Genomic DNA, 20719 nt, shown 5'->3' with positions numbered 1-20719 from the left:
GTCCACGGGAGGCGGCGCGGAAGCCGTGGCCGGCGGTTCACGACCCCTGGACCGTGATCTCCTGGACCCCCAGCTTCCAGCCGCCCCCGCTGTCCTTCTTCGGCAGCTCGGTGATCCAGAAGAGCAGGTAGCGGTACTTCTGCTCCGGGTTGAATCCGTCGAACGTCACCGTCAGGCCGGCGTGCTCGACCGGTTGGCCGATCGCGGTGGCGTAGCTGGTGACGAGCTGCTTGTCACCCGACGAGCTGGACGGGAAGTCGGCCTTCCCGGCGAGCAGCTGGACCGAGGCACCGGGGGTCGACAGCACGGCCTGCAGCGACTTGACCGTGTGCTCCTCGCCCAGATCGATCCAGACCCCCATGCCCTTCTTGTAGCGGCTGAAGTCGGCCGAGTTGTAGGTGTCCGTCGCCCAGCCCTCGTCCTCGTTGCCGTCGATCACCTTCTCGACGCCGCTCAGCTCGTCACGCTTGCGGCTGTCCGGATCGATGATCCGGACGTCCTGGATGTTGAGCTTGCGGACCGTGCTGGCCGGGCTGCCGTCGCTTCCCGCGGGCGCGCTGCTGGTCGGACGGGCCACCGGCTCGGTCGGCTGCTTCTTGTCGTCGCCGAGCAGGCTGATCCCGACGAGCAGCCCGACCAGGGCCACCGCCAGGATTCCGGCGATGCCCAGGGCCACCTTGCGGCCACCGGCGGCGGCCAGCGGCGACGGCTCCTCGCCGGTCTCGGCGGTGAAGCGCAGCGGGCCGGTCGGCTCCAGGTAGTGCTCGTCGGCGGGGACGTCCAGCCGGCTCAGCTCGGCGGCCAGCACGTCCGACGACGGCGGGGCGATCTCCGGGTCGAGCAGGTCCATGGTGAGGTCGTCGAGGTACGCCGGCACGCCGGCGCGTACCTGCCGGGGCGCGGCGATGGTGCCGCTGGCGTCGCGGACCGCGTCGGGGATCGCGGCGCGGCCGTGCCCGGCGGTGGCGCCGTGCAGCGGGGCCTCGCCGTGCGGCCAGTGCCCGGTCAGGGCGAAGTAGAGCACCCCGCCGACCGCCCGGAGATCGTTCTCCTGGCTGTCCGCGCCGTCGGTACGCGCGTCGGCCAACACCACCCGGCCGTCGTCGCTGATCATCACCGTGCCGGGGTGGAGGTTGCCGTGCACCATGCCGGTGGCGTGCACCGCGGCGAGGGCGCTCGCCACCGCGTTGCCGATGGCGGTCGCTCGGGCCGGGTCCAGCGGACCGTCGGCGGTGACCAGCTCGCGCAGGGACTGGCCGTCCACCCACTCGCGGACCACGTACGCCCGGTCGGCCTCGTCGATGGCGTCGTAGACGCCCACCAGGTTGGGGTGGATCACCCGGCTGGCCGCGACGGCCGCCTGGAGCATCTCGGTGGCCGAGTCGCCACCCGGGTAGCGGAGGACCACCGCGACGGGACGGCGCAGCACGACGTCGACCCCGCGCCAGACCAGCCGGCCCGCACTGTCGTTGTTGATGTGCTCGACCAGCTCATACCGCTCGGCAAGGACCTCACCGGCCGTGGGAGCACCGAAGGTCATGACCGGAGGGGCAGTCTCCTCCGCCTCCTGACCCTCGCCGACCTGGGTCACCCGTCCTCCCTCGGTGATCGTGTCGATCGATGGACCCGTGCTGCTGGGCATGTGGCTTCCTGCTCTGCCTTCGAAGGAACCGGCAGACCGGCGTCGACGTCCGCGTCGGCACCTGCCGTACCCGTCGAGACCGACCTTACCCGGGATGCCCGGTTCCTCGACATGTCATCTTCCCGCCGTAGCCGGTGGGACGCCAGACCGGAGCGGTCCGGCCGGGTCATTTCTGGCGCTGGCACACCCACCAGCCAATCTAGAGGTTGGCAACAACTCGTCGGTGCAGGGGCGCGCGGTGGCCGGCTCCGCGACGCCTCGGCGGATTCCCCTGGTCGGGAGGGTCACCCTCATCCTTACGGTTGGTTGTCCACAGGCTGACCGGCCTACTGGGCCGCGAAATTCCGAGTTATCCACAGCCGTATCCCCAGGCTGGTGATCCTCGTTCACCGTCCGTCATCGAGGGGGCCGGGTCAGCGGCCGAGGCGGCGGCGGACCATCCCGACCACCTCGGTGATCTCGCCGATCCGCAGGGCCATGGCCAGCCCGAGATACGTCGCGCCGATCACGGCGCCGCCGATCACCAGCCGGACCGCGGCAGCCAGCCAGCTCAGGTGCCCCGGGTCGCCGGGGAGCAGCCTGACCACCAGCAGGCCGACCAGGGCCGCGCCCAGCGCGGCGACGAGCACCCGGCCCATGGTCCGCATGATCTCGCCCAGCCCGATCCGGCCCACCCGGGGCCGCAGCAGCATCGCCGAGATCACTGCCGCCGCCACGTACGAGATCGCGTTGCCGAGCATCATGCCGGCCGCCGCGAAGGTCTTCGAGAAGCCGAGGAAGAGGCCGATCTGGAGGAGCACCCGCAGCGCCACCACCGGAATGTTGATCATGGCCGGGCTCTTGGTGTCCGGCAGTGCGTAGAAGGCGAAGGTGAAGAGCTGGCTGATCGCGAACGGCACCAGGCCGGCCGCCGCCACCAGCAGCACGGTCGAGGTGGCTACCGCGTTCTCGCCGGTGAAGGCGCCGTATCGGAAGATCACGACCGAGATTGGGCCGGCCAGCACCGCATAGCAGACCGCGACCGGGGCGAGGACGGCGGTGACCATCCGGGTGCCCCGGGACAGGTCGGCGGTGACGGCGCGGAACCGGCCCTCGGCGGCGGCGGCGCTCATCCGGGGCATCAGCGCGGTGATGATCGAGACGGCGATGATGCCGTGCGCCATCATCAGCAGCAGGAAGACGTTGTTGTAGATCAGCAGGCCGGCGTTCTCCTTGCCGGCGGCCCGGGTGAGCAGGTTGACCACCACGAAGAGGCCGAGCTGGTTGACCCCGACGTAACAGAACATCCAGGTCCCGAGGTGGGCCAGCTCGCGCAGGCCCAGCTCGCGGAAGTCGAACCGCCACTTCCACCGGAAACCGACCTTGCGCAGCGCCGGCAGCAGGCCGGCGGCCTGCACCGCCACGCCGAGCAGGGTGCCGCCGCCGACCAGCAGGATGCGGCCAGGGGTCATCTGCCCCGGCTGCAGCGGCTTGGCGCCGTACACGCCGATGTACAGGCCGAAGACGCCGATCACCACCAGGTTGTTCAGGATCGGCGCCCACATCGGTGCGGCGAAGTGCCCCCGGGTGTTCAACACGGCGGCGATCAGCGCGCTCACGCCGGTGAAGAACAGCATCGGCAGCATCAGGTAGGACAGGTCGTTGACCAGCCCCTTGTACGTGGGGTCCTTGCCGGCGGCGTAGATCGCGGTGAGCACCGGTGCCGAGACCACCGCCAGCAGCGCGGCGGCGGCCAGCGTGAGCACCGCGAGGGTGAGCAGCCGCTGCGCGTACGCCTCGCCCCGGTCAGGGTCGATCTTGCGCCGCCGGACCAGCACCGGGATCAGCACGCTGGTGAGCACGCCGCCGAGCAGGAACTCGTACACCTGGTTCGGCAGGAACTGGGCGGTGGTGTAGACGTTGCCGACCGCGTTGCCGAGGGCGGCGCCGATCATCAGGTTGCGGACGAAGCCCGTACCTCGGCTGACCAGGCTGCCGATCGCCATCACCGCGCTGTTGGCCGCGGCGCTGGTCTCCGCCACCACCTCCTGCGGTGGCGCAGTGGCCTCCACGCCCGGCTGGTTCAGCGGCTCGGCGGAGATGAAGATGGCGCCGTCGTCCGGCGGCTGGCCGCCGCCGTGCGCGTTCGCGCTGCGGTACAGCCCGCCGCTCATCTCCAGCCTCCAAGGGGTACGTCGGAGCCGGACCACCGGGCCCGCACGCCCATGACCTTAGTCAACCTCGACCGCTTACCCACGCCCGGCGCATTAGGTGCCGTCCCCGCCCGATAGGCTGGCGATCCCATGTCCGAAGCCTCCGCCTCCCACGCCGCTGACCGTCGCGAGCTGACCGCCGCGCAGCGTAACGCCGTCGCCGAACTGCTCCGCGTCTCACCGGTCGCCGACGAGCTCGGCCGACGGTTCGCCAGGGCCGGTCACGAACTGCACCTGGTGGGCGGCTCGGTCCGGGACGCGCTGCTCGGCCGCCTCGGCGAGGATCTCGACTTCTGCACCGACGCCCTCCCGGACCAGACGCTCGCCATCGTCCGCGGCTGGGCCGAGTCGATCTGGGAGACCGGGCGGGAGTTCGGCACCATCGGCTGCCAGCGCGCCGGGCTCCGCCTAGAGATCACCACCTTCCGCGCAGAGGCCTACGACCAGGTCAGCCGGAACCCGATCGTCGAGTACGGCACCAACCTGGTCGACGACCTCAAGCGCCGGGACTTCACGATCAACGCGATGGCGGTCAGCGTCCCCGACCATCGGTTCACCGACCCGTACGGCGGTTTGGCCGACCTGGCTGCGAAGATCATCCGTACCCCCGGCACGCCCCGGGAGTCATTCGGTGACGACCCGCTGCGGATGCTGCGCGCGGCCCGGTTCGCCGCCCAGCTCCGCTTCGCCGTCCACCCGGACGTCCGCGAGGCGATGACCCGGATGGCCGCCGACCTGGACCGGATCACCGCCGAGCGGATCCGCGACGAGTTCAGCAAGCTGCTCTGCGGCGCGGACCCGATCACCGGGCTGCGGCTGCTGGTCGACACCGGGCTGGCCGACCGGTTCATTCCCGAGCTCTCCAGCCTGAAGCTGGAGATCGACGAGCACGCCCAGCACAAGGACGTCTACGAGCACACCCTGACCGTGGTCAGCAACGCGATGGCGCTGGAAGAGGGCGGCTGCGACTTCGTACTCCGGATGGCCGCGCTGATGCACGACGTCGGCAAGCCGGCCACCAAGGCGGTCGGCCCGGACGGCCGGGTCAGCTTCCACCACCACGAGGTGGTCGGTGCCCGGCTGACCAAGGCCCGGATGAAGGCCCTGCGCTACCCCAAGGACGTCACCGCGCAGGTGGTCAAGCTGGTCGCGCTGCACCTGCGGTTCTACGGGTACGGCCGCGGCGAGTGGACCGACTCGGCGGTGCGCCGGTACGTCACCGACGCCGGTGACCTGCTGCCCCGCCTGCACAAGCTGACCCGGTCGGACGTCACCACCCGCAACCGGCGCAAGGCGGCCCAGCTCGCGGCCGACTACGACGCGCTGGAGGAGCGGATCGCCCGGATCGCCGCCGAGGAGGATCTGGCCCGGGTCCGCCCGGACCTGGACGGCAACGCGATCATGGAGCTGCTCGGCGTGCCGCCGGGGCCGCTGGTCGGAAAGGCGTGGCAGCACCTCAAGGAACTGCGCCTGGAGCGCGGCCCGCTGGACCGCGAGGAGGCCGAGGCGGAGCTGCTGCGGTGGGCCCGGGAGCAGGGCGTCCTCGACTGACAATGACGACAGCGCCCACCGGGTCCGGTGGGCGCCGTCGTTGCTGCGGTGTGGCGGCCGGGCCCGCCGAGGGCCCGGCCGCCATCGGTCAGTGCTCCACCGCGCTGCTGTCCACCGCGGTCCGGCCGTTGGCCTGCGTACCGCCGCCGAGCCGGGCGAGCAGCCCGGCCAGGTCGATGCCGGTGAGGTCGCTGCCGAGCTGGAGGCCCTGGGCCACGTTGCCAGCCACCGACTTGGTCAGCGAGGACGCGCCGTCGGTGGAGATCACCGTCATCTTGTCGATCGCGCCGATCGGCGCGCTGGCCGCCTCGACCACCTGCGGCAGCACCTTGACCAGCAGGTCGAGCACGGCGGCCTCGCCGTACGCGGCGAACGCCTCGGCCTTGCGGCCCATCGCCTCCGCCTCCGCCTGCCCCTTGGCCAGGATGGCCGCGGCCTCCGCCTGGCCCTCCCGCTCGATCGCCTCGGCGATCGCGGAACGCCGGCGCTGCTCCGCCTCACCTTCCTTGGCGCCCTCGATCGCGTTCGCCTCGGCCAGCGCGGCCCGGCGGGCCCGCTCGCCCTCACCGGTGAGCCGGGCCTGCTCGGCGGCGGCCTGCGCGGCGGCGATGGTGGCCTGCCGCTGCGCGTCCGCGTGCAGCACCGCCGCGTTGCGGGCCGCCTCGGCCTCCTGCTCGACCTTGTAGCGGGCCGCGTCGGCCGGCTTGCGCACCTCGGTGTCGAGCTGGCGCTGCTTCAGCTCCGCGTTCCGCTCGGCGACCTTCTGCTGCTCGGAGAGGATCGCCTGGTCCCGCTCGGCCTGGGCGAGCGGGCCGGCCGCCGCCGATTTCGCCTTGGCAGCGTCGATCTCGGCCTGGATGCCGGCCTGCTTGAGCGCCAGGTTCCGGTTCGCCTCGGCGATCGCCTCCTCGGCGAGCAGCCGCTCCTGCTCGGCCTGCTGCCGGGCCCGGGCCTCGGCGATGGCGGCGTCCTTGAGCACGCGGGCCGCCTCCGGCCGACCCAGGTCCTGCAGGTAGGACCCCTCGGCCAGGATGTCCTGGAGCTGGAAGGTGTCCAGCACCAGGCCCTGGTTGGTCATCGAGTGCTCGGCCTCCTCGGCCACCGCGCTGGCGAACGCCGCCCGGTCCCGGATGATCTCCTCGACGGTGAGCCGCCCGACGATCGAGCGGAGGGCACCGGCCAGCACCTCGCGGGTAAAGTTGTCGATCTCGTCCTGCTGGTGCAGGAAGCGCTGGGCGGCGGCGCGGATCGCGTCCTCGGTGCCGCCGACCTTGACGATGGCGACGCCGTGCAGGTCGGTCCGGATGCCCTGCTTGCTCACCGCGCCCTTGATGCCGACGTCGATCCGGCGGCTGGAGAGGTCGAGGGACTGGAGCTTCTGCACCACCGGCAGGACGAAGACCGAGGCGCCGAGCACGACCTTCTGCCCGGACATGTCGGTGGAGCGTCCGCCGTCGGCGGTCTGGGTGGTCCGACCCTTGCGGCCGGTGACGATGAACGCCTCGTTCGGGCCGGCCACCTTGATCCGGGAGAGCACGAAGAGGATGAGGAGGACGGCGAGGAGAACCGCGCCGCCGATGGCGACGAGCAGGAGCATGGGACTTCCCGTCTCTGCGATGGGGGTTTAGTAGGTCTCGACGTGCACGCTGGTCTCGCTCAGCGCCTCGACCACGAAGATCCGGGCGCCGACCGGGAGCGGCTGGTCGGCGCGGGCGTTGAGCTTGACCGGTTGGCCGGCGAGGCGTACCCGGACCTCGCCGTAGCCGCCGGCGGGGACCGGGGTCACCACCAGGCCGATCGCGCCGACCAGGTGGTCCCGGGTCGGCGTGGGGTCCGTGCGCATGTTCCGGGCCGCGCGGCTGAGCCGGGCCGCCAGCCACCCGGTGGGCACGGCGGCGAACACGCCGCCGGCCACCGCCGCCGCGATCATCCCGGGGGTACGCCCGCCGAGCAACTCGTTGACGATGGCGGCCCCGAAGCCGAACGCGCCGATGAACCCGGCGACCGCCTCCAGCGACACCGGACCGTCGACGTCCGGATGGCCGAAGGTGAACAGCTCGGTGCCGAGCAGGGCGAGCGCCAGCACGCCGACCCCGACTCCACCGATGATCAGGAAGATGAGCGTCCCCGTGGCCACGACCTGCACGGTATCGATGCCGCGCAAGGTCGTCGGCTGTCCGAACGCTCAGCTCGGCGCAACGGTCAGCTCAAGATCGACCAGCTGTTTCGGCAGTGGTTGACGGACCAGCTCCCGGCCGGTGGGCTCGGCGAGCACGAAGTCCCGCGACCCGTTCGGCCGCCGGTAGAGCAGCCGGTCGGCGGAGACCCAGGCCACCTCGGCGGTCGGCAGCGGGTTCACCACCCGGCCGGTCGCAGTTTCGACCAGCAGCGGCTCGTCCTGCCCTTGGACGACCACGAGCTTCCCGTCCGGTGACCAGGCATCCGGGCCGACCGGCGCGCCTGGCATGGTGACGAAGCGGGTGGGGCGGCCGTCGTCGGCCGAGAAGACCTGTACGCCCTTCGCGAGATCCCGCGGCGCGCTCTCCGGCGCCCGGCGGGCGGTCAGGGTCAGCCCCACCTCCCGGCCGTTCCGTAACCAGGTGAATTCGCAGAAGTTGGTACAGCCCAGCCAGCCAGTCACGTGGGCCTGTTTTGTGCCGTCCGTCTCCAGCACGATGAAACCGAAGTGGTCGACCTGCCTGGTGGTGAAGAGCAGTCGACGACCGTCCGGTGACCACTGCAGGCCGGCGAGGGCCCGGCCCACCTCGTACCAGCGGATCTTTCCGTTGCTGAGGTCGATCAGGCCGACGTCGCGGGGCCGGTTCTTGTCGGTGACGGCGACCAGGGAACCGGCCGGCGCGGGGAAGATCCCGTCGTAGCGGTCGGTCTGGAGGTACCGCCCGCGGCCCCGGTCGAGTAGGAAACCCTTGCCCGAACCAGCTCGGGTGCCCGCCCGGGTGACCACCCAGTCGCCGGGCAGCACCAGCGGCTTCGTCACCCAGTCCGGGCCGGGGGTGGGTCGGATCGGTGGTGACGGGGTGGCCGTCACGGGCGGCGTGGCGGGTGGCCCCGCGGGTCGCGCGGCCGGTTCCGGCCGGAGCAGCACGAACGGCAGCGCCACGGCGACGACCGCCAGCAGGGCCGCGCCGGCAGTGGTGGCCCGCCGGCGGCGACGCAGCCGGCGACCTCGGCGCAGCGCCGCGGCGGCCAGGTCGGGCGACGGCCGTACCCCGTCGGCGAGGTCCTGCACGACCGCCCGCAGCGTCGCGTCCAGGGCCGGGCTCATCGCGTCACCTCCGTACGGCTCGGCAGCTCGTCCAGCCCCGGCACCAGTTGGCGCAGCCGGGCCAGCGCCTTGGCGGACTGGCTGGCCACCGTGCCGGCCCGGCAGCCGAGGAGCGCCGCGGTCTGCTCAACGCTGAGGTCTTCCAGGTAGCGCAGGGTCAGCACGGCCCGCTGTCGGGGTGGCAGCGCCCGGAGCGCGTCCCGCAGCAGCAGCCGCAGGTCGGTGGCGTCGTCGCCGCTGTCGCCCACCGCTGCCCGCTCCGGCAGCTCCGCGACCGGGACCTCCGAGCGCCGCGAGCGGCGCCGCCAGCCGGAGACCTGGTCGTGGTAGAGGATCCGTTTCACGTACGGCTCGGCGTCGCCCCGGATCCGCGGCCAGCGCGCGTACGCCTTGGCCAGCGCGTTCTGCAGCAGGTCCTCCGCCGAGTGCTGGTCCCCGGCGAGCGCGTACGCGACGCGCAGCAGGGCGGCCCCCCGTTCGTTGACGAACGCGGTGAACTCCCCATCGGTCACCTCGGCCACCGCCCACCTCCGTACCTCAGACGCACGGGGTGCGGAGAACTTTGCCCGACCGGGCGACAGAATGGGGGGCATGCGTTGGACCGTGCTCGACTCACCGATCGGGGAGTTCTCCGTCGCCACCGACGGCGAGGCCGTCCGCGGGGCGCACTTCGGCCGGGTGGAGTCGGCGACCGACCGGCCCGGCGACGAGTTGGCCGCTCGCGCGCTCGCCGAGCTGCGCGCGTACTTCGCCGGTGAGCTGACCGAGTTCACCGTGCCGGTGGTGGCACCCCGGGGGTCGGAGTTCGAGCGCGCGGTGTGGCGGGAGATGACCCTCATCCCGTACGGGGAGACACGGACCTACGGCGAGGTGGCGAAGGCGGTCGGGGACCCGGGCGGGGCCCGCGCGGTCGGGGTGGCCTGCAACCGCAACCCGGTTCCGGTGATCGTGCCCTGTCACCGGATCGTCGGCGCGGGCGGCAAGCTGGTCGGCTTCGGCGGCGGCCTGCCGCGCAAGGTGACCCTGCTGGAGCTGGAGGCGGGCGTGGCGCTGCGACGCGCCTGGTCCTGACGTACCCCGGCCGGTGGGCCGGGACGCGCGAAGGGCCGGGTCCGCACGGACCCGGCCCTCGATAGTGCGGTGGTTCAGCGCGTCAGCGCTCGACCTCGCCCTTGATGAACGCCTCGACGGCGGCGTGCGCCTCGTGGTCGGCGTACTGCTTCGGCGGGGACTTCATGAAGTACGAGGAGGCGGAGAGGATCGGGCCACCGATCTTCCGGTCCAGCGCGATCTTCGCGGCCCGGACGGCGTCGATGATGACGCCGGCCGAGTTCGGCGAGTCCCACACCTCGAGCTTGAGCTCGGCGTTGAGCGGGGCGTCACCGAAGGAGCGGCCCTCCAGGCGGATGTACGCCCACTTGCGGTCGTCGAGCCACGGCACGTGGTCCGACGGGCCGATGTGCACGTCGCTCTTGGCCATCTCGTGCGGGATCTGGGAGGTCACCGACTGGGTCTTCGAGATCTTCTTCGAGACCAGGCGGTTGCGCTCCAGCATGTTCATGAAGTCCATGTTGCCGCCGAAGTTGAGCTGGTACGTGCGCAGCAGCTCGACCCCGCGGTCCTCGAAGAGCTTGGCCAGGGCGCGGTGCACGATGGTGGCACCCACCTGGCTCTTGATGTCGTCGCCGACGATCGGCAGGCCGGCGTCTTCGAACTTCTTCGCCCACACCGGGTCCGAGGCGATGAAGACCGGCAGGGCGTTCACGAACGCGCAGCCCGCGTCGATCGCGGCCTGGGCGTAGAACTTGTCGGCCTCCTCGGAGCCCACCGGCAGGTAGGAGACGACCACGTCGACCTGCGCGTCGCGCAGCGCCTGGGCCACGTCGACCGGCTCGGCGTCCGACTCCTCGATGATCTCCCGGTAGTACTGGCCGAGACCGTCGAAGGTCGGGCCACGCTGCACGGTCACGCCGGTCGGCGCCACGTCGCACAGCTTGATGGTGTTGTTCTCGCTGGCGACGATCGCCTCGGCGAGGTCCATGCCCACCTTCTTGGCGTCCACGTCGAACGCCGCGACGAACTTCACGTCGGATACGTGGTAGTCGCCGAAGGTGACGTGCATGAGACCCGGGACGCGGTCGGTCGGGTCGGCGTTGCGGTAGTACTCCACGCCCTGCACGAGGGACGAGGCGCAGTTACCCACGCCGACGATGGCGACGCGGACGGAGCCCATAGCGTCTGCCTCCTTCTTCTTTCATCACGGCCGCTCTTTCCTGGACTCTCCAGGCGGGGGCGGGCTGTCGTTTTCTCGTCGGCCGCCGGCCGTCCCGGGTTGCGGGACCGTCGGGGCTCGGCCGGAGCGCTCGTTGGCGATGAGCTCCTCCAGCCAGCGGACCTCGCGCTCACAGGCCTCCAGGCCGTGACGCTGCAGCTCCAGGGTGTAGGCGTCGAGTCGCTCGGCTGCCCGGCCGAGCACGTCACGAAGGCCTTCGCGACGCTCCTCGATCCTGCGACGACGACCTTCCAGGATCCGGAGCCGGGTGGCCTGGTCGGTCCGGGCGAAGAACGCGAAGTGCACGCCGAAGCCCGTGTCGTCGTACGTCTCGGGTCCAGCCTGCGCTATGAGCTGGGCAAAGCGTTCCTTGCCCTCCGCCGTAATGGTGTAGACCACCCGACCACGTCGGCTGGTCAGCGCGGGAACCTCCTCGGCGGTCGCGGGTGTCTCGGCGGCTTCGGTGATCCAGCCCGCCGCCTGCAGCCGGCGCAGGGTCGGGTAGAGCGAGCCGTAGCTGATCGCCGCCCGGATGGCGCCGAGCTTGGCGGCCAACTCCTTGCGCAGCTCATAGCCGTGCATCGGAGCCTCCTGCAGGAGGCCGAGGATGGCTAGCTCGAGCATGGGCCACCCCTTCTTACCCCCGGCGCGGAGTCGTAACCGCCGCGATGTATCGGACCGATACATCGCACGTTAGCGGAGACGCATGATCAGGGCAAACCTTCGTTTACGCGGTGCTACCGTCACGGATCGTGACGGTGGTCGCCTCGCCCGGCGGTGTCGCGTACCCTTTGCCGCATGCGTACGCAGCGCCAGGTCGTCGACTACTCGCTCCGGAAGCGAGCGGTGCTGCGTGACCTCCTCGCCAACCGGATCGGCACGTACGACGTCTGCGATGCCTCGCCGTACCTGAAAAACGCTGCCCGGTTCCATGGCGAGTCCACCGATGAGCGCTGCCCGATCTGCCGCCGCGAGAACCTCATTCACGTCCATTACATTTACGGAGACGAGCTCAAGCAGTCCGCCGGCCAGGCACGCAACCGGGCCGAGTTGTCGCTCCTGGCGATGACGCTGCGTGAGTTCCAGGTCTTCGTGGTAGAGGTCTGCCCCGGCTGCGACTGGAACCATCTCGTCGAGCAGTTCCTGCTCGGCCGGGACGGGCTGGCCGGCGGCACGGAGGACGGTTCGGAGCAGGAGGCGGTGCGCGGCTCGGCCGCGTCGACCGGCTCCACTCCTCGTCGAAGGCGAGAGGCGCAACGGTGAACCTGGCTGGTCAGGTCGCACCCGGCCCGATCCCCGGGCAGGGCGACCGACAGCTTTTAGGTCTAATTGGTCCGATTAGGTCGGATTCGACGACTGCGCCCCGGCACGCCCGGGGTGTAGCGTCTCGTGTTCCAGCTCACGGCAACCGGGTGGCGGCGCGTTCGTGCCCCACCGCGACCGGCAGGGTGTGAGGAATGAACTACGGCGATTCCAGTTCTTCGCGTGGGCGGGCCCAGATCCCGGGCCCGAGCGGTGACGCCGACTACGGCGGGAGCGCACACGGGAACGGCTGGTCATCCGGGTCGGAAGGCGGTGCCTCGGCCCGAGCCTCGGTGACGCCCCGGGGCTCCGCGTCCGGCGGGCGCGCCTCGGTCGGCGGCGTCGCCCCAACGCCGCGTGGCGCCGCGGGCTCGGCCTCGGTGGGCCGGGCCGGCGCGGGCCGCGCCTCGGTGCCGGTCTCGCCGGCCCCGGGTGGAGCCTCTGGCCGGGCCGGTGCCGGCCGCGCCTCCGTGCCGGTGTCCCCCGCCGGTCCGGCAGGACGCGCCTCTGTCGGCGCGGCCAGCGTGGGTACGGCCGGCCGGGCGAGCGTCGGCTCGGCGGCCGTCGGAGGCCGGGCCACGGTGGCCCGCGCCGGTGTGCCCGGCATGGCGGGCGGCGGCCCGGGAGGACCGGGCGGCCCGACCGGGCCCGGACGAGGCGGTCGGGGCGGCGACGACCCGGGCGCGCGGGCCCGGGCGAAGAAGCGCCGGCGGATCAACATGCTGATCGCCGGCTTCGCCGTCTTCATCATGCTCGCCGGCATCGGCGTCGTCGGCTTCACCTACTACTCGCAGAACGTGATCCTGCCCCAGGACACGCCCCCGCCGTTGTCCACCACGATCCTCTACAGCAACGGCAAGCAGATCGGCCGGGTCGGCGCGGAGAACCGCACCTTCGTCAACATCAAGGACGTCCCGGAGTACGTGCAGAACGCGGTGGCCGCGGCGGAGGACCGGAACTTCTACCGGCACTCCGGCGTGGACTACAAGGGCATCGCGCGGGCCGCCTGGAACAACCTCACCGGCGGCGACAAGCAGGGTGCCTCGACCATCACCCAGCAGTACGCCCGCAACGCGTTCGACAACCTGAACCAGGACACGTACGCGCGCAAGGTGAAGGAGGCGATCCTCGCCTCCAAGCTGAACGACCGGTACTCCAAGCCGGAGATCATGCAGCACTACCTCAACGTGATCTACTTCGGCCGGGGCGCGTACGGCATCCAGGCGGCGGCGCAGACGTACTTCAAGAAGGACGTGTCGAAGCTGACCGTGGCGGAGGGTGCGGTGCTCGCCGCGCTGATTAAGCAGCCCGAGCCGAGCGCCACCCACAAGGGCTACGACCCGGCGATCAACCCGCAGGCCGCGCTGGACCGGTGGAACTACGTCATCCAGGGCATGATCACCGAGGGGTGGCTCGACGCGCCCGGCAAGCAGCAGCACCCCACCGAGTACCCAACCAAGACACTGCAGCCCATGCCGAAGAACGCCAGTGGGCTGGATAACGTGGGCAAGACCCCGAACGGCAACATCGTCAACTACGTCAAGAGCGAGCTGCGGGACCTCAAGCTCTGCACTGACGACGAGGCCGCGGCCACCCCAAACAAGCCGCTCTGCAGCCAGGCGTTGCAGAAGGGCGGCTACCGGATCACGACGACCATCGACCAGAAGATGCAGGCGGCGGCGCTCGAGGCGGCCCAGCGCAAGTCGAAGGGGTCGGAGCTCGACGGCCAGCCGACGAATCTGATGGCGGCAGTGGTGTCCATCGACCCGCAGAGCGGCGAGGTGCGCGCCTACTACGGCGGTGACGACGGCACTGGCACCGACTACGCCGGCAAGAACTACGACAGCAACGGCGCGGTCAGCGGCGGCCACTCGCCGGGATCGAGCTTCAAGATCTACACCCTCGCGGCGGCCCTCAAGGAGGGCATCTCCATCAAGTCGCGGTGGAAGGGCACGGCGTTCACCCCGGAGGGGGTCGAGTTCAAGGTCAGTAACGCCGGCGCCGACAAGGTCTCCTGCGGCGACTCCTGCACGCTCGAACTCTCGACGCTGAAGTCGCTGAACGTGCCGTTCTACTACATCACCGAGAAGATCGGCGCGGACAAGGTCCTCGACATGGCCAAGCGGGCGGGCGTCACGACGATGTGGCGCACGGACACCAACCCGGCGAAGGGGTACGACCTGACCAAGGCGGACCCGAAGGAACTGGCCCCGAACCCGTTCTTCAACGTCATCGGCTACGGCCAGTACCCGATCACTGTGCTGGACCACGCCAACGGCGTCGCCACCTTCGCCAATCAGGGCGTCTATCACAAGGCGCACTTCATCAAGAAGGTGGAGCAGCAGGATCAGACCGGCAAGTGGCGTCCGCTTTCGGGCCCGAGCAAGAAGGGTGAGCAGCGGATCTCCAAGGACATCGTGGCCGACGTGACCTCGGTGCTGGAGCAGTACCCGGCCAAGTCGTCGCACCGTCCGCTCGCCAATGGTCGGAAGGTCGCCGAGAAGACCGGTACCTGGGAACTCAACGCGAAGACCACTGATAACGGTGACGCCTGGATGATCGGTTACACGCCGCAGCTCGCCACCGCCGTCTGGGTCGGCAACGTCAAGGACCGGAAGGCGATCAAGACCAAGGGCGGGGCCAACATCAGCGGCGCCGGCATGCCCGGTGCGATCTTCCAGCGGTTCATGAACGACGCGCTCAAGGGCATGGACAAGAAGGACTTCCCGCCCGCTGCGAACGTCGGCAAGGACGACACCGGCAACGGCGAGATGCCGCCACCCCCGGCGCCGACCCAGCCGGGCTGCGACAACCCGCTCGGCCTGTTCTGCCCGAACGGCGGCGGCAACAACGGCGGCGGCAACAACGGCGGTGGCAACAATGGCGGTGGGAACACCTGGCCGACCGACCCCCGCGGTCCGGGTGGCGGCGGCAACGGCGGCACCGGTGGTGGCCTTCTGCCGACCACACCCCCGAGACAGACGTACTGATCGCAGCACCCACGACGGCGGCTGGACCACTGGTCCGGCCGCCGTCGGCGTATCCGAGCACCGGAAATCTGCGGTCGAGGCGGGACGCGGAGCCCGACGTACGGCAGGATGCCTCTCCATGAGCACCCAGTCGACGGCAGGAATCGACGACACCGGGACTGTGGACCACCCGTCCCGCTCGGACGGCTTCGTCCGGGGCGCCTCGGAACTGATCGGCGGGCCGCTGGGCGACCACGCCGCCGCCCTGGACCGGCCAGCGGGCGGGGAGCGGCGGTTCTGGACCGCCGCCCGGATCGTGCTGGCCCTGGCCTGCCTGACGCTGGCCCTGCACTGGGTGCAGAAGTCGCCCTGCCAGGACGGCGCCTGGCAGAACAACACGCAGTACACCCGGATGTGCTACACGGACGTGCTCGCCCTCTACTACGCCGAGGGGCTCAACGAGGGCAAGGTGCCCTACGCCGACCATCCGGTGGAGTACCCGGTGCTGACCGGCTACTTCATGGGCGCGCTCGGGCTGCCGGTGCACGCCCTCGGCGTGGACAACCCGGGCATCAACCAGGGGCAGTGGTTCTACAACCTCAACGCCCTGGTGCTCAGCGTGCTCGCCGTCGCCACCGTCGCGGTCATCCTCAGTCTGCGCCGACGACGACCGTGGGACGCGGCGATGTTCGCGCTCGCGCCCGCCCTGCTGCTCACCGCCACCGTCAACTGGGACCTGCTCGCCGTCGGGCTGGCCGCGTTCGGGCTGCTGGCCTGGGCGCGCACCCGCCCTGGCCGGGCTGGTGCCCTGCTGGCCGTCCTGGCCGGGGTGCTGCTCGGGCTTGGCGGCGCGGCGAAGCTGTGGCCGCTGTTCATCCTCGGGCCAATCCTGGTGCTCGCGGTCCGCGTCGGCCGGTTCTGGGCCGTCCTCGCAGCCCTCCTGTCCGTCATCACGGCCGCGGTGACGGTGGTGTTGGTGAACCTGCCGGTGGCGATTCCCTACCGCGAGAGTTGGGGCCGGTTCTTCGAGCTGAACACCACCCGGCCGATCGACTGGGGCACCCTCTGGTACATCGGCCGGTATCTGGACGGCAAGGTGAGCCCGGCCGCACCCGGTGACCTCGGGCCCTTCGAGTGGCTGAACGCCCACGTCCCCACCCTCAACTGGGTGTCGTACCTGCTGTTCGGCCTGGCCTGCCTCGGGGTGGCCGCGCTGGCGTTGTTGGCCCCGCGCCGGCCCCGGCTCGCGCAGCTCGCCTTCCTGGTGGTCGCCGCCTTCCTGATCTTCAGCAAGGTCTGGTCGCAGCAGTTCGTGCTCTGGCTGCTGCCGCTCGCGGTGCTCGCCCGACCGCGCTGGGGAGCGTTCCTGGCCTGGCAGATCGCCGAGGTCTGCTACTTCGCCGCCTTCTACGGCGAACTGCTCGGCACGGCCACCAGCCGGCCGGTCTTCCCCGAGGGCGTCTTCGTGCTGGCCGCCAGCCTGCGCCTCATCACCGTCGCGGTGCTCTGCGGCCTGGTGATCCGCGACATCCTGCGCCCCGAGCGGGACGCGGTCCGGGCCACCTACGCCGACGACCCCGACGGCGGGGTCCTCAACGGTGCCGAAGATGCCCGCTGGTACCTCCGCTGGCGCCACCGCCCCGCCACCACGGACCATCCCGCCGAACCAATCACCGCCTGACCAGACAGAAGAGCACCAACCAAATCCGAGCCGCCCCGGAGACTCACCCGAAACCCGGGGAACTCAATCCATCCGAGCCGCCCTCATGCCCAGGTAAAGGGACGGCCAGCTGTTGTCAGGTTTGCGGGGAGCCCAGCTGGCGGAGGGATCAAGCCTGACCGCCCGGAGCCGGCTGGGCTCCCCGCAAACCCCACCCCGAGCAAGAAGCAGCTCAGAGACGGAAGACAACAGCGTCACCAACCTCCGAGCGAGTCACCCCCAGCCCGTCGGAAGGCCGGTCGAGAAGCCCCTCCCACGGCGTACCGGCGAGCTGCCCAGGCAGCACGACCACGGTCTTCACCCCCAGCTCGCGCAGGTAGGCGATGCTGGGCTGGTCGGGGAAGCCGACGACAGCGTCGCGGACCCGGGCCTGGCTGTCCGGGGTGAAGCCGCTGCCGCCGTTGACCATCTCCTGGAACCGGGTGGTCGACCAGAGCATCACCGGCTGGTCCAGGTTCTGGCTGCTGGGCAGGACCAGCAGCGGGCCATCGACCGTACGCATCACGGCCGGCTGCACCGGCACGACCGGATGCGGGGTGACGTTCAGCCCTTCCACGATCACCAGCACCAGGGGCAGCAGGGTGGCCAGGCGCAGCCACGGCCCGGGCCACGGGGGGACCCGCTCGGCGGCCAGTTCGCGTACCCGGGCGCAGAACGCGGTGACCGCGCCCGCCGCGAGCAGGCCGAGCAGGAGCGTGGCCCAGAGCATCATTCGGCCCGGGGTGCGCAGCCCGTTCCAGCCCGGCAGGTAGTCGAACAGCGGCACGTAGCTGAACCGGCCGCCGAAGAACCGGGTGCCCATGGCCAGCGCCATCGTCACCAGCACCCCGGCGAGCAGGAAGAGCCGGTGCCGGACTCGCCAGACGGAGAAGAAGAGCCCGCCAGCGGCCAGGGCGTACAGCACGAAGCCGGGCAGCAGCGTCATCTCGGGGTGCCAGGGCAGCACCGCCCGCGCCCCCTCGTGCAGCGGGCCCCAGATCCGCGACTCCGCCGGGGCGGTGAAGAAACCGCTCACCGGCGGCGAGTAGATCTCGATGTCGGCGATCGTCCGGGCCGCGTTCGGGTGCTGCTGGGCGACCGTGAAGTACGGCAAAGCCAGCAGCGCGCCCACCGCGGCGAAGAGCAACCCGCCGAGCGCGTCGGCGAGGATCAGTCGCCACCCGAACGGGCGCTTCACCGGTCGGACCACCCAGCGCCGGGCGAACCAGATCACGGCCGAGACCAGCACGATGCCGGCCAGCAGGTACGCGAACGGCAGCCCGATGCCGAAGCCCAGGCTGAGCTGCCACGCCGCCACCAGCCAGCCGGCGAACGCCCAACCGGCATGGCGGCGGTGCGGGCGGTAGCCGTACCGCAGGGACCAGCCGTGGCCGCGAGCGAGCATCGCCAGCGCCAGCGGGATGCCGCCGTTCGAGAGGATGTGCAGGTGCCCGGCCTGGGCGAGCAGCCACGGCGCGTATGTGTAGGCGGCGCCGGCCACCGCAGCCCCGATCCGGCCGGCACCCAACTGCCGGGCCAGCGCGTACGCCCCGAGCGTGGCGAGCGCGTGCGCCAGCACGAACATGATGTTGTAGCGCAGCACGGCGGCCTCGGGACCGTGACCGAGCATGCCGGCCGGGGCGTACCCGAGCAAGGTGTCGGAGAAGGCGAAGCTCCACGACTCGGGGAAGAAGGTGTTGGAGTGCCAGAGCTGCGCCGGGTTGGTCAGCAGGATGTGCCCGGACCAGGCCATCTGCCAGGCCTGGAGGCTCGGATCCCAGTAGTCCTGTGGCAGCGTGTAGCTCGGGTAGCGCAGCGTGGGCCAGGTCATCAGGACGGCCAGCACCAGCGAGGCGACGGTGGCCAGGGTCCACTCGTGGACCAGGAAGCGCCCCACCGCGCGGACCGCCCGGCGGGGCCGGGTGAGCACCGGGTCCGGTGCCGGGCCGAAGGCCGACCACGGATCCGCCGATGCGGTAGCCGACTTGTCCTCGCCCTTCTTCCCGGCTGCGTCGGCGGCGGTGTCGCCGCGATCGGCCTTCCCGGCCGGGTCCTCGGCGGACTTCGCGGTCTCCTTCGGGTCGGCCCCGCCGGCGGACTTCGCGGTGCCGGTCGCGTCGGTCTGCTGACTCTTCCCCGAAGTCGCGGCCGCCGCTGTCGCGTCGGTCTGCTGACCGTTTCCCGAAGTCCCGGCCGCGGCCGTCGTGCCGGCCCTGGACCCGGAGCGGCCCGGGCCGGCATCCGCGTCCGTGGCCGGCGGCGAGCCGGCGGTCGCTGTGATGTCCTTGGTGGCTGTGTCCTTCGTCGAGGTGGCGACCGTTCCGGTGGCCGGCTCCTTCGCCGCCGTAGCGGCTCTTCCGCCGGCCGCCTTCGCCGCCGTGGGGACGGTGTCCGCGCCGGGCTGCCGGACGACCGGCTCGGGGGCCGCCGCGGCGGGAGCGTCCGGGTCGCTGCTGTCGGCGGACGGCCGCGGGTCACTCCCGGCGGGGCGACCGCCGTCGGTGGTGTCGGACTGCTCCGTCGTCATGCCGCCTTGCCCAACTGCTCGCGCAGGAAGGCGATGTCCGCCGCCTGGCCTTCGGTGCCACCCGGGGTCTCCACGATGACCGGCGCGCCGGCCGCGCGGATGACCGCCACCACCAGTTCAGGGTCGATGGTGCCGCCGGTCAGGTTGTCGTGCCGGTCCTGCCCGGAATTGAAGGCGCCCTTGGAGTTGTTCGCGTGGATCAGGTCGATCCGGCCGGTGATCGCCTTGACCCGGTCCACCAGCCCGAGCAACTCCTCGCCCCCGGCGTACGCGTGGCAGGTGTCCAGGCAGAAGCCCACCTCGTAGTCGCCGAGCGCGTCCCAGAGCCGGGCCAGCGCGTCGAGGTGCCGGGCACAGGCGTTGTCGCCGCCGGCGGTGTTCTCGATCAGGACCGGGAGCGGGAAGCCGCCGGAGTCCGCGGCGTACGCGAAGGTCTTGCGCCAGTTGTCGAAGCCGACGGCGAGGTCGTCGCCGGCGTTGACGTGGCCGCCGTGCACGATGAGGCCCTTGGCGCCGACGGCCGCCGCGGCGGCCGCGTGGCCGAGGAGCAGCTTGCGGCTGGGGATGCGGATCCGGTTGTTCAGGGTGGCCACGTTGATGACGTACGGCGCGTGGACGTAGAGGTCGACGCCCGCGTCGCGCAGCCGGTCGGCGTCCTCCCGGGGCTTCGGGGCCTTCCATCCCTGCGGGTCGGCGAGGAAGAACTGGACGGCGTCGGCGTCCCGGGCGGTCGCCTCGGCCAACGGGTCGGTCGGATCGACGTGGGCTCCGATTCGCATGCAGGGCAGCCTACGTCGCGCCCCCGACGTGCGGGGCGACCGCGGCGTGCCCGCGTACGGGCGGCGCCGTGCGCGGGCGGCGCCGCGCCGGCCGTCACCCGGCGGCCGGGCACTCGTTTTCCAGGTGGGATCGACGGTCGACCCTGCACCCGGGCCCGAATCCACAGCGGGCACGGGTGCAGGGAAGACCCCCGGAAACGGGACGCCCCGCCGTGCGGCCCGGCACGACGGGGCGGGATCCGACTCGTCAGACCCGACGACCGGACATCAGGTCGGTGGGGCAAATTCCTCCATTTCCCCCAAGAGGTGACGAGAGCCGTTGTATGGTCAGACCAGATGACAACACGATAAAGCTCCGCGGGGCGTCCTCGATCCAACCTCATCGGTGTGGTCGTTCCTCCCCAGGTCCCACCCAAGGAATGCGGACGGGACGCCCCGCGGCCCTGTGGACAGGGGTCCACCACCGGTACGCGACGCCGGCGGTGGGCCCCTGTCGCCGC

At 71.3% G+C, this 20719-nt stretch carries 15 protein-coding genes; 5 read left to right on the top strand and 10 right to left on the bottom strand.

What is annotated here, in order from left to right:
• Window positions 1-37: 37 nt before the first annotated feature.
• A complete protein-coding gene (locus tag ACY34I_RS02945; protein WP_462752196.1) occupies window positions 38-1642 on the bottom strand; it encodes a protein kinase family protein in 1605 nt (534 codons plus the stop codon).
• A gap of 413 nt (window positions 1643-2055) precedes the next feature.
• Window positions 2056-3795, bottom strand: a complete 1740-nt coding sequence (gene murJ, locus ACY34I_RS02940) for a murein biosynthesis integral membrane protein MurJ (RefSeq protein ID WP_462752194.1) — start codon at window positions 3793-3795, stop codon at window positions 2056-2058.
• Between the two features lie 129 nt (window positions 3796-3924).
• Between murJ and ACY34I_RS02935 the strand changes: the two genes are divergently transcribed.
• On the top strand, window positions 3925-5385 hold the full coding sequence (locus ACY34I_RS02935) for a CCA tRNA nucleotidyltransferase (protein ID WP_148793755.1): 1461 nt from the start codon (window positions 3925-3927) through the stop codon (window positions 5383-5385).
• Window positions 5386-5473: 88 nt separating this feature from the next.
• Here the strand turns inward: ACY34I_RS02935 and ACY34I_RS02930 are convergent, their stop codons facing one another.
• From ACY34I_RS02930 to ACY34I_RS02915, 4 genes are read right to left on the bottom strand one after another with little or no spacing between them, the layout of a single operon-like run.
• Window positions 5474-6982 carry a flotillin family protein gene (locus ACY34I_RS02930; RefSeq protein ID WP_148793754.1) on the bottom strand — a complete coding sequence of 503 codons (1509 nt, stop codon included), beginning with the start codon at window positions 6980-6982 and terminating at the stop codon, window positions 5474-5476.
• A 27-nt stretch (window positions 6983-7009) separates the two neighbouring features.
• Window positions 7010-7531, bottom strand: coding sequence for a hypothetical protein (locus ACY34I_RS02925; RefSeq protein ID WP_462752527.1), 522 nt, complete (start codon window positions 7529-7531; stop codon window positions 7010-7012).
• Between the two features lie 39 nt (window positions 7532-7570).
• Window positions 7571-8671 carry a TolB-like translocation protein gene (locus tag ACY34I_RS02920; protein ID WP_462752191.1) on the bottom strand — a complete coding sequence of 367 codons (1101 nt, stop codon included), beginning with the start codon at window positions 8669-8671 and terminating at the stop codon, window positions 7571-7573.
• Window positions 8668-9192, bottom strand: coding sequence for a SigE family RNA polymerase sigma factor (locus tag ACY34I_RS02915; protein ID WP_462752189.1), 525 nt, complete (start codon window positions 9190-9192; stop codon window positions 8668-8670). Before ACY34I_RS02915 ends, ACY34I_RS02920 begins: the two co-directional genes overlap by 4 nt.
• 70 nt (window positions 9193-9262) lie before the next feature.
• Between ACY34I_RS02915 and ACY34I_RS02910 the strand changes: the two genes are divergently transcribed.
• Window positions 9263-9742, top strand: coding sequence for a methylated-DNA--[protein]-cysteine S-methyltransferase (locus tag ACY34I_RS02910; RefSeq protein WP_462752187.1), 480 nt, complete (start codon window positions 9263-9265; stop codon window positions 9740-9742).
• Window positions 9743-9824: 82 nt separating this feature from the next.
• On the opposite strand, the gene ACY34I_RS02905 is transcribed toward ACY34I_RS02910, so the two are convergent.
• Window positions 9825-10904 carry an inositol-3-phosphate synthase gene (locus tag ACY34I_RS02905; protein ID WP_462752185.1) on the bottom strand — a complete coding sequence of 360 codons (1080 nt, stop codon included), beginning with the start codon at window positions 10902-10904 and terminating at the stop codon, window positions 9825-9827.
• A 24-nt stretch (window positions 10905-10928) separates the two neighbouring features.
• Window positions 10929-11567 (bottom strand): PadR family transcriptional regulator, encoded by a 639-nt coding sequence (locus ACY34I_RS02900; RefSeq protein WP_148793748.1) that lies wholly within the window; start codon window positions 11565-11567, stop codon window positions 10929-10931.
• 174 nt (window positions 11568-11741) lie between these two features.
• Between ACY34I_RS02900 and ACY34I_RS02895 the strand changes: the two genes are divergently transcribed.
• The 3 genes from ACY34I_RS02895 to ACY34I_RS02885 all read left to right on the top strand — a co-directional run bounded on the left by ACY34I_RS02895 (window position 11742) and on the right by ACY34I_RS02885 (window position 16895).
• On the top strand, window positions 11742-12206 hold the full coding sequence (locus tag ACY34I_RS02895; RefSeq protein ID WP_462752182.1) for a DUF5318 domain-containing protein: 465 nt from the start codon (window positions 11742-11744) through the stop codon (window positions 12204-12206).
• 194 nt (window positions 12207-12400) lie between these two features.
• Window positions 12401-15235 (top strand): transglycosylase domain-containing protein, encoded by a 2835-nt coding sequence (locus tag ACY34I_RS02890; protein WP_462752180.1) that lies wholly within the window; start codon window positions 12401-12403, stop codon window positions 15233-15235.
• 118 nt (window positions 15236-15353) lie between these two features.
• On the top strand, window positions 15354-16895 hold the full coding sequence (locus ACY34I_RS02885) for a glycosyltransferase family 87 protein (RefSeq protein ID WP_462752178.1): 1542 nt from the start codon (window positions 15354-15356) through the stop codon (window positions 16893-16895).
• Window positions 16896-17106: 211 nt separating this feature from the next.
• Here the strand turns inward: ACY34I_RS02885 and ACY34I_RS02880 are convergent, their stop codons facing one another.
• Window positions 17107-19440, bottom strand: coding sequence for an ArnT family glycosyltransferase (locus ACY34I_RS02880; protein ID WP_462752176.1), 2334 nt, complete (start codon window positions 19438-19440; stop codon window positions 17107-17109).
• Complete coding sequence (locus ACY34I_RS02875; RefSeq protein ID WP_462752174.1) at window positions 19437-20219, bottom strand: deoxyribonuclease IV; 783 nt, start codon at window positions 20217-20219, stop codon at window positions 19437-19439. Before ACY34I_RS02875 ends, ACY34I_RS02880 begins: the two co-directional genes overlap by 4 nt.
• Window positions 20220-20719 lie beyond the last annotated feature (500 nt).

The sequence above is a fragment of the Micromonospora sp. RTBAU3-60 genome (genome assembly GCF_054963695.1).
Note: the sequence above shows the minus strand (reverse complement) of the source record. Positions and strands in the feature narration are given on the sequence as shown.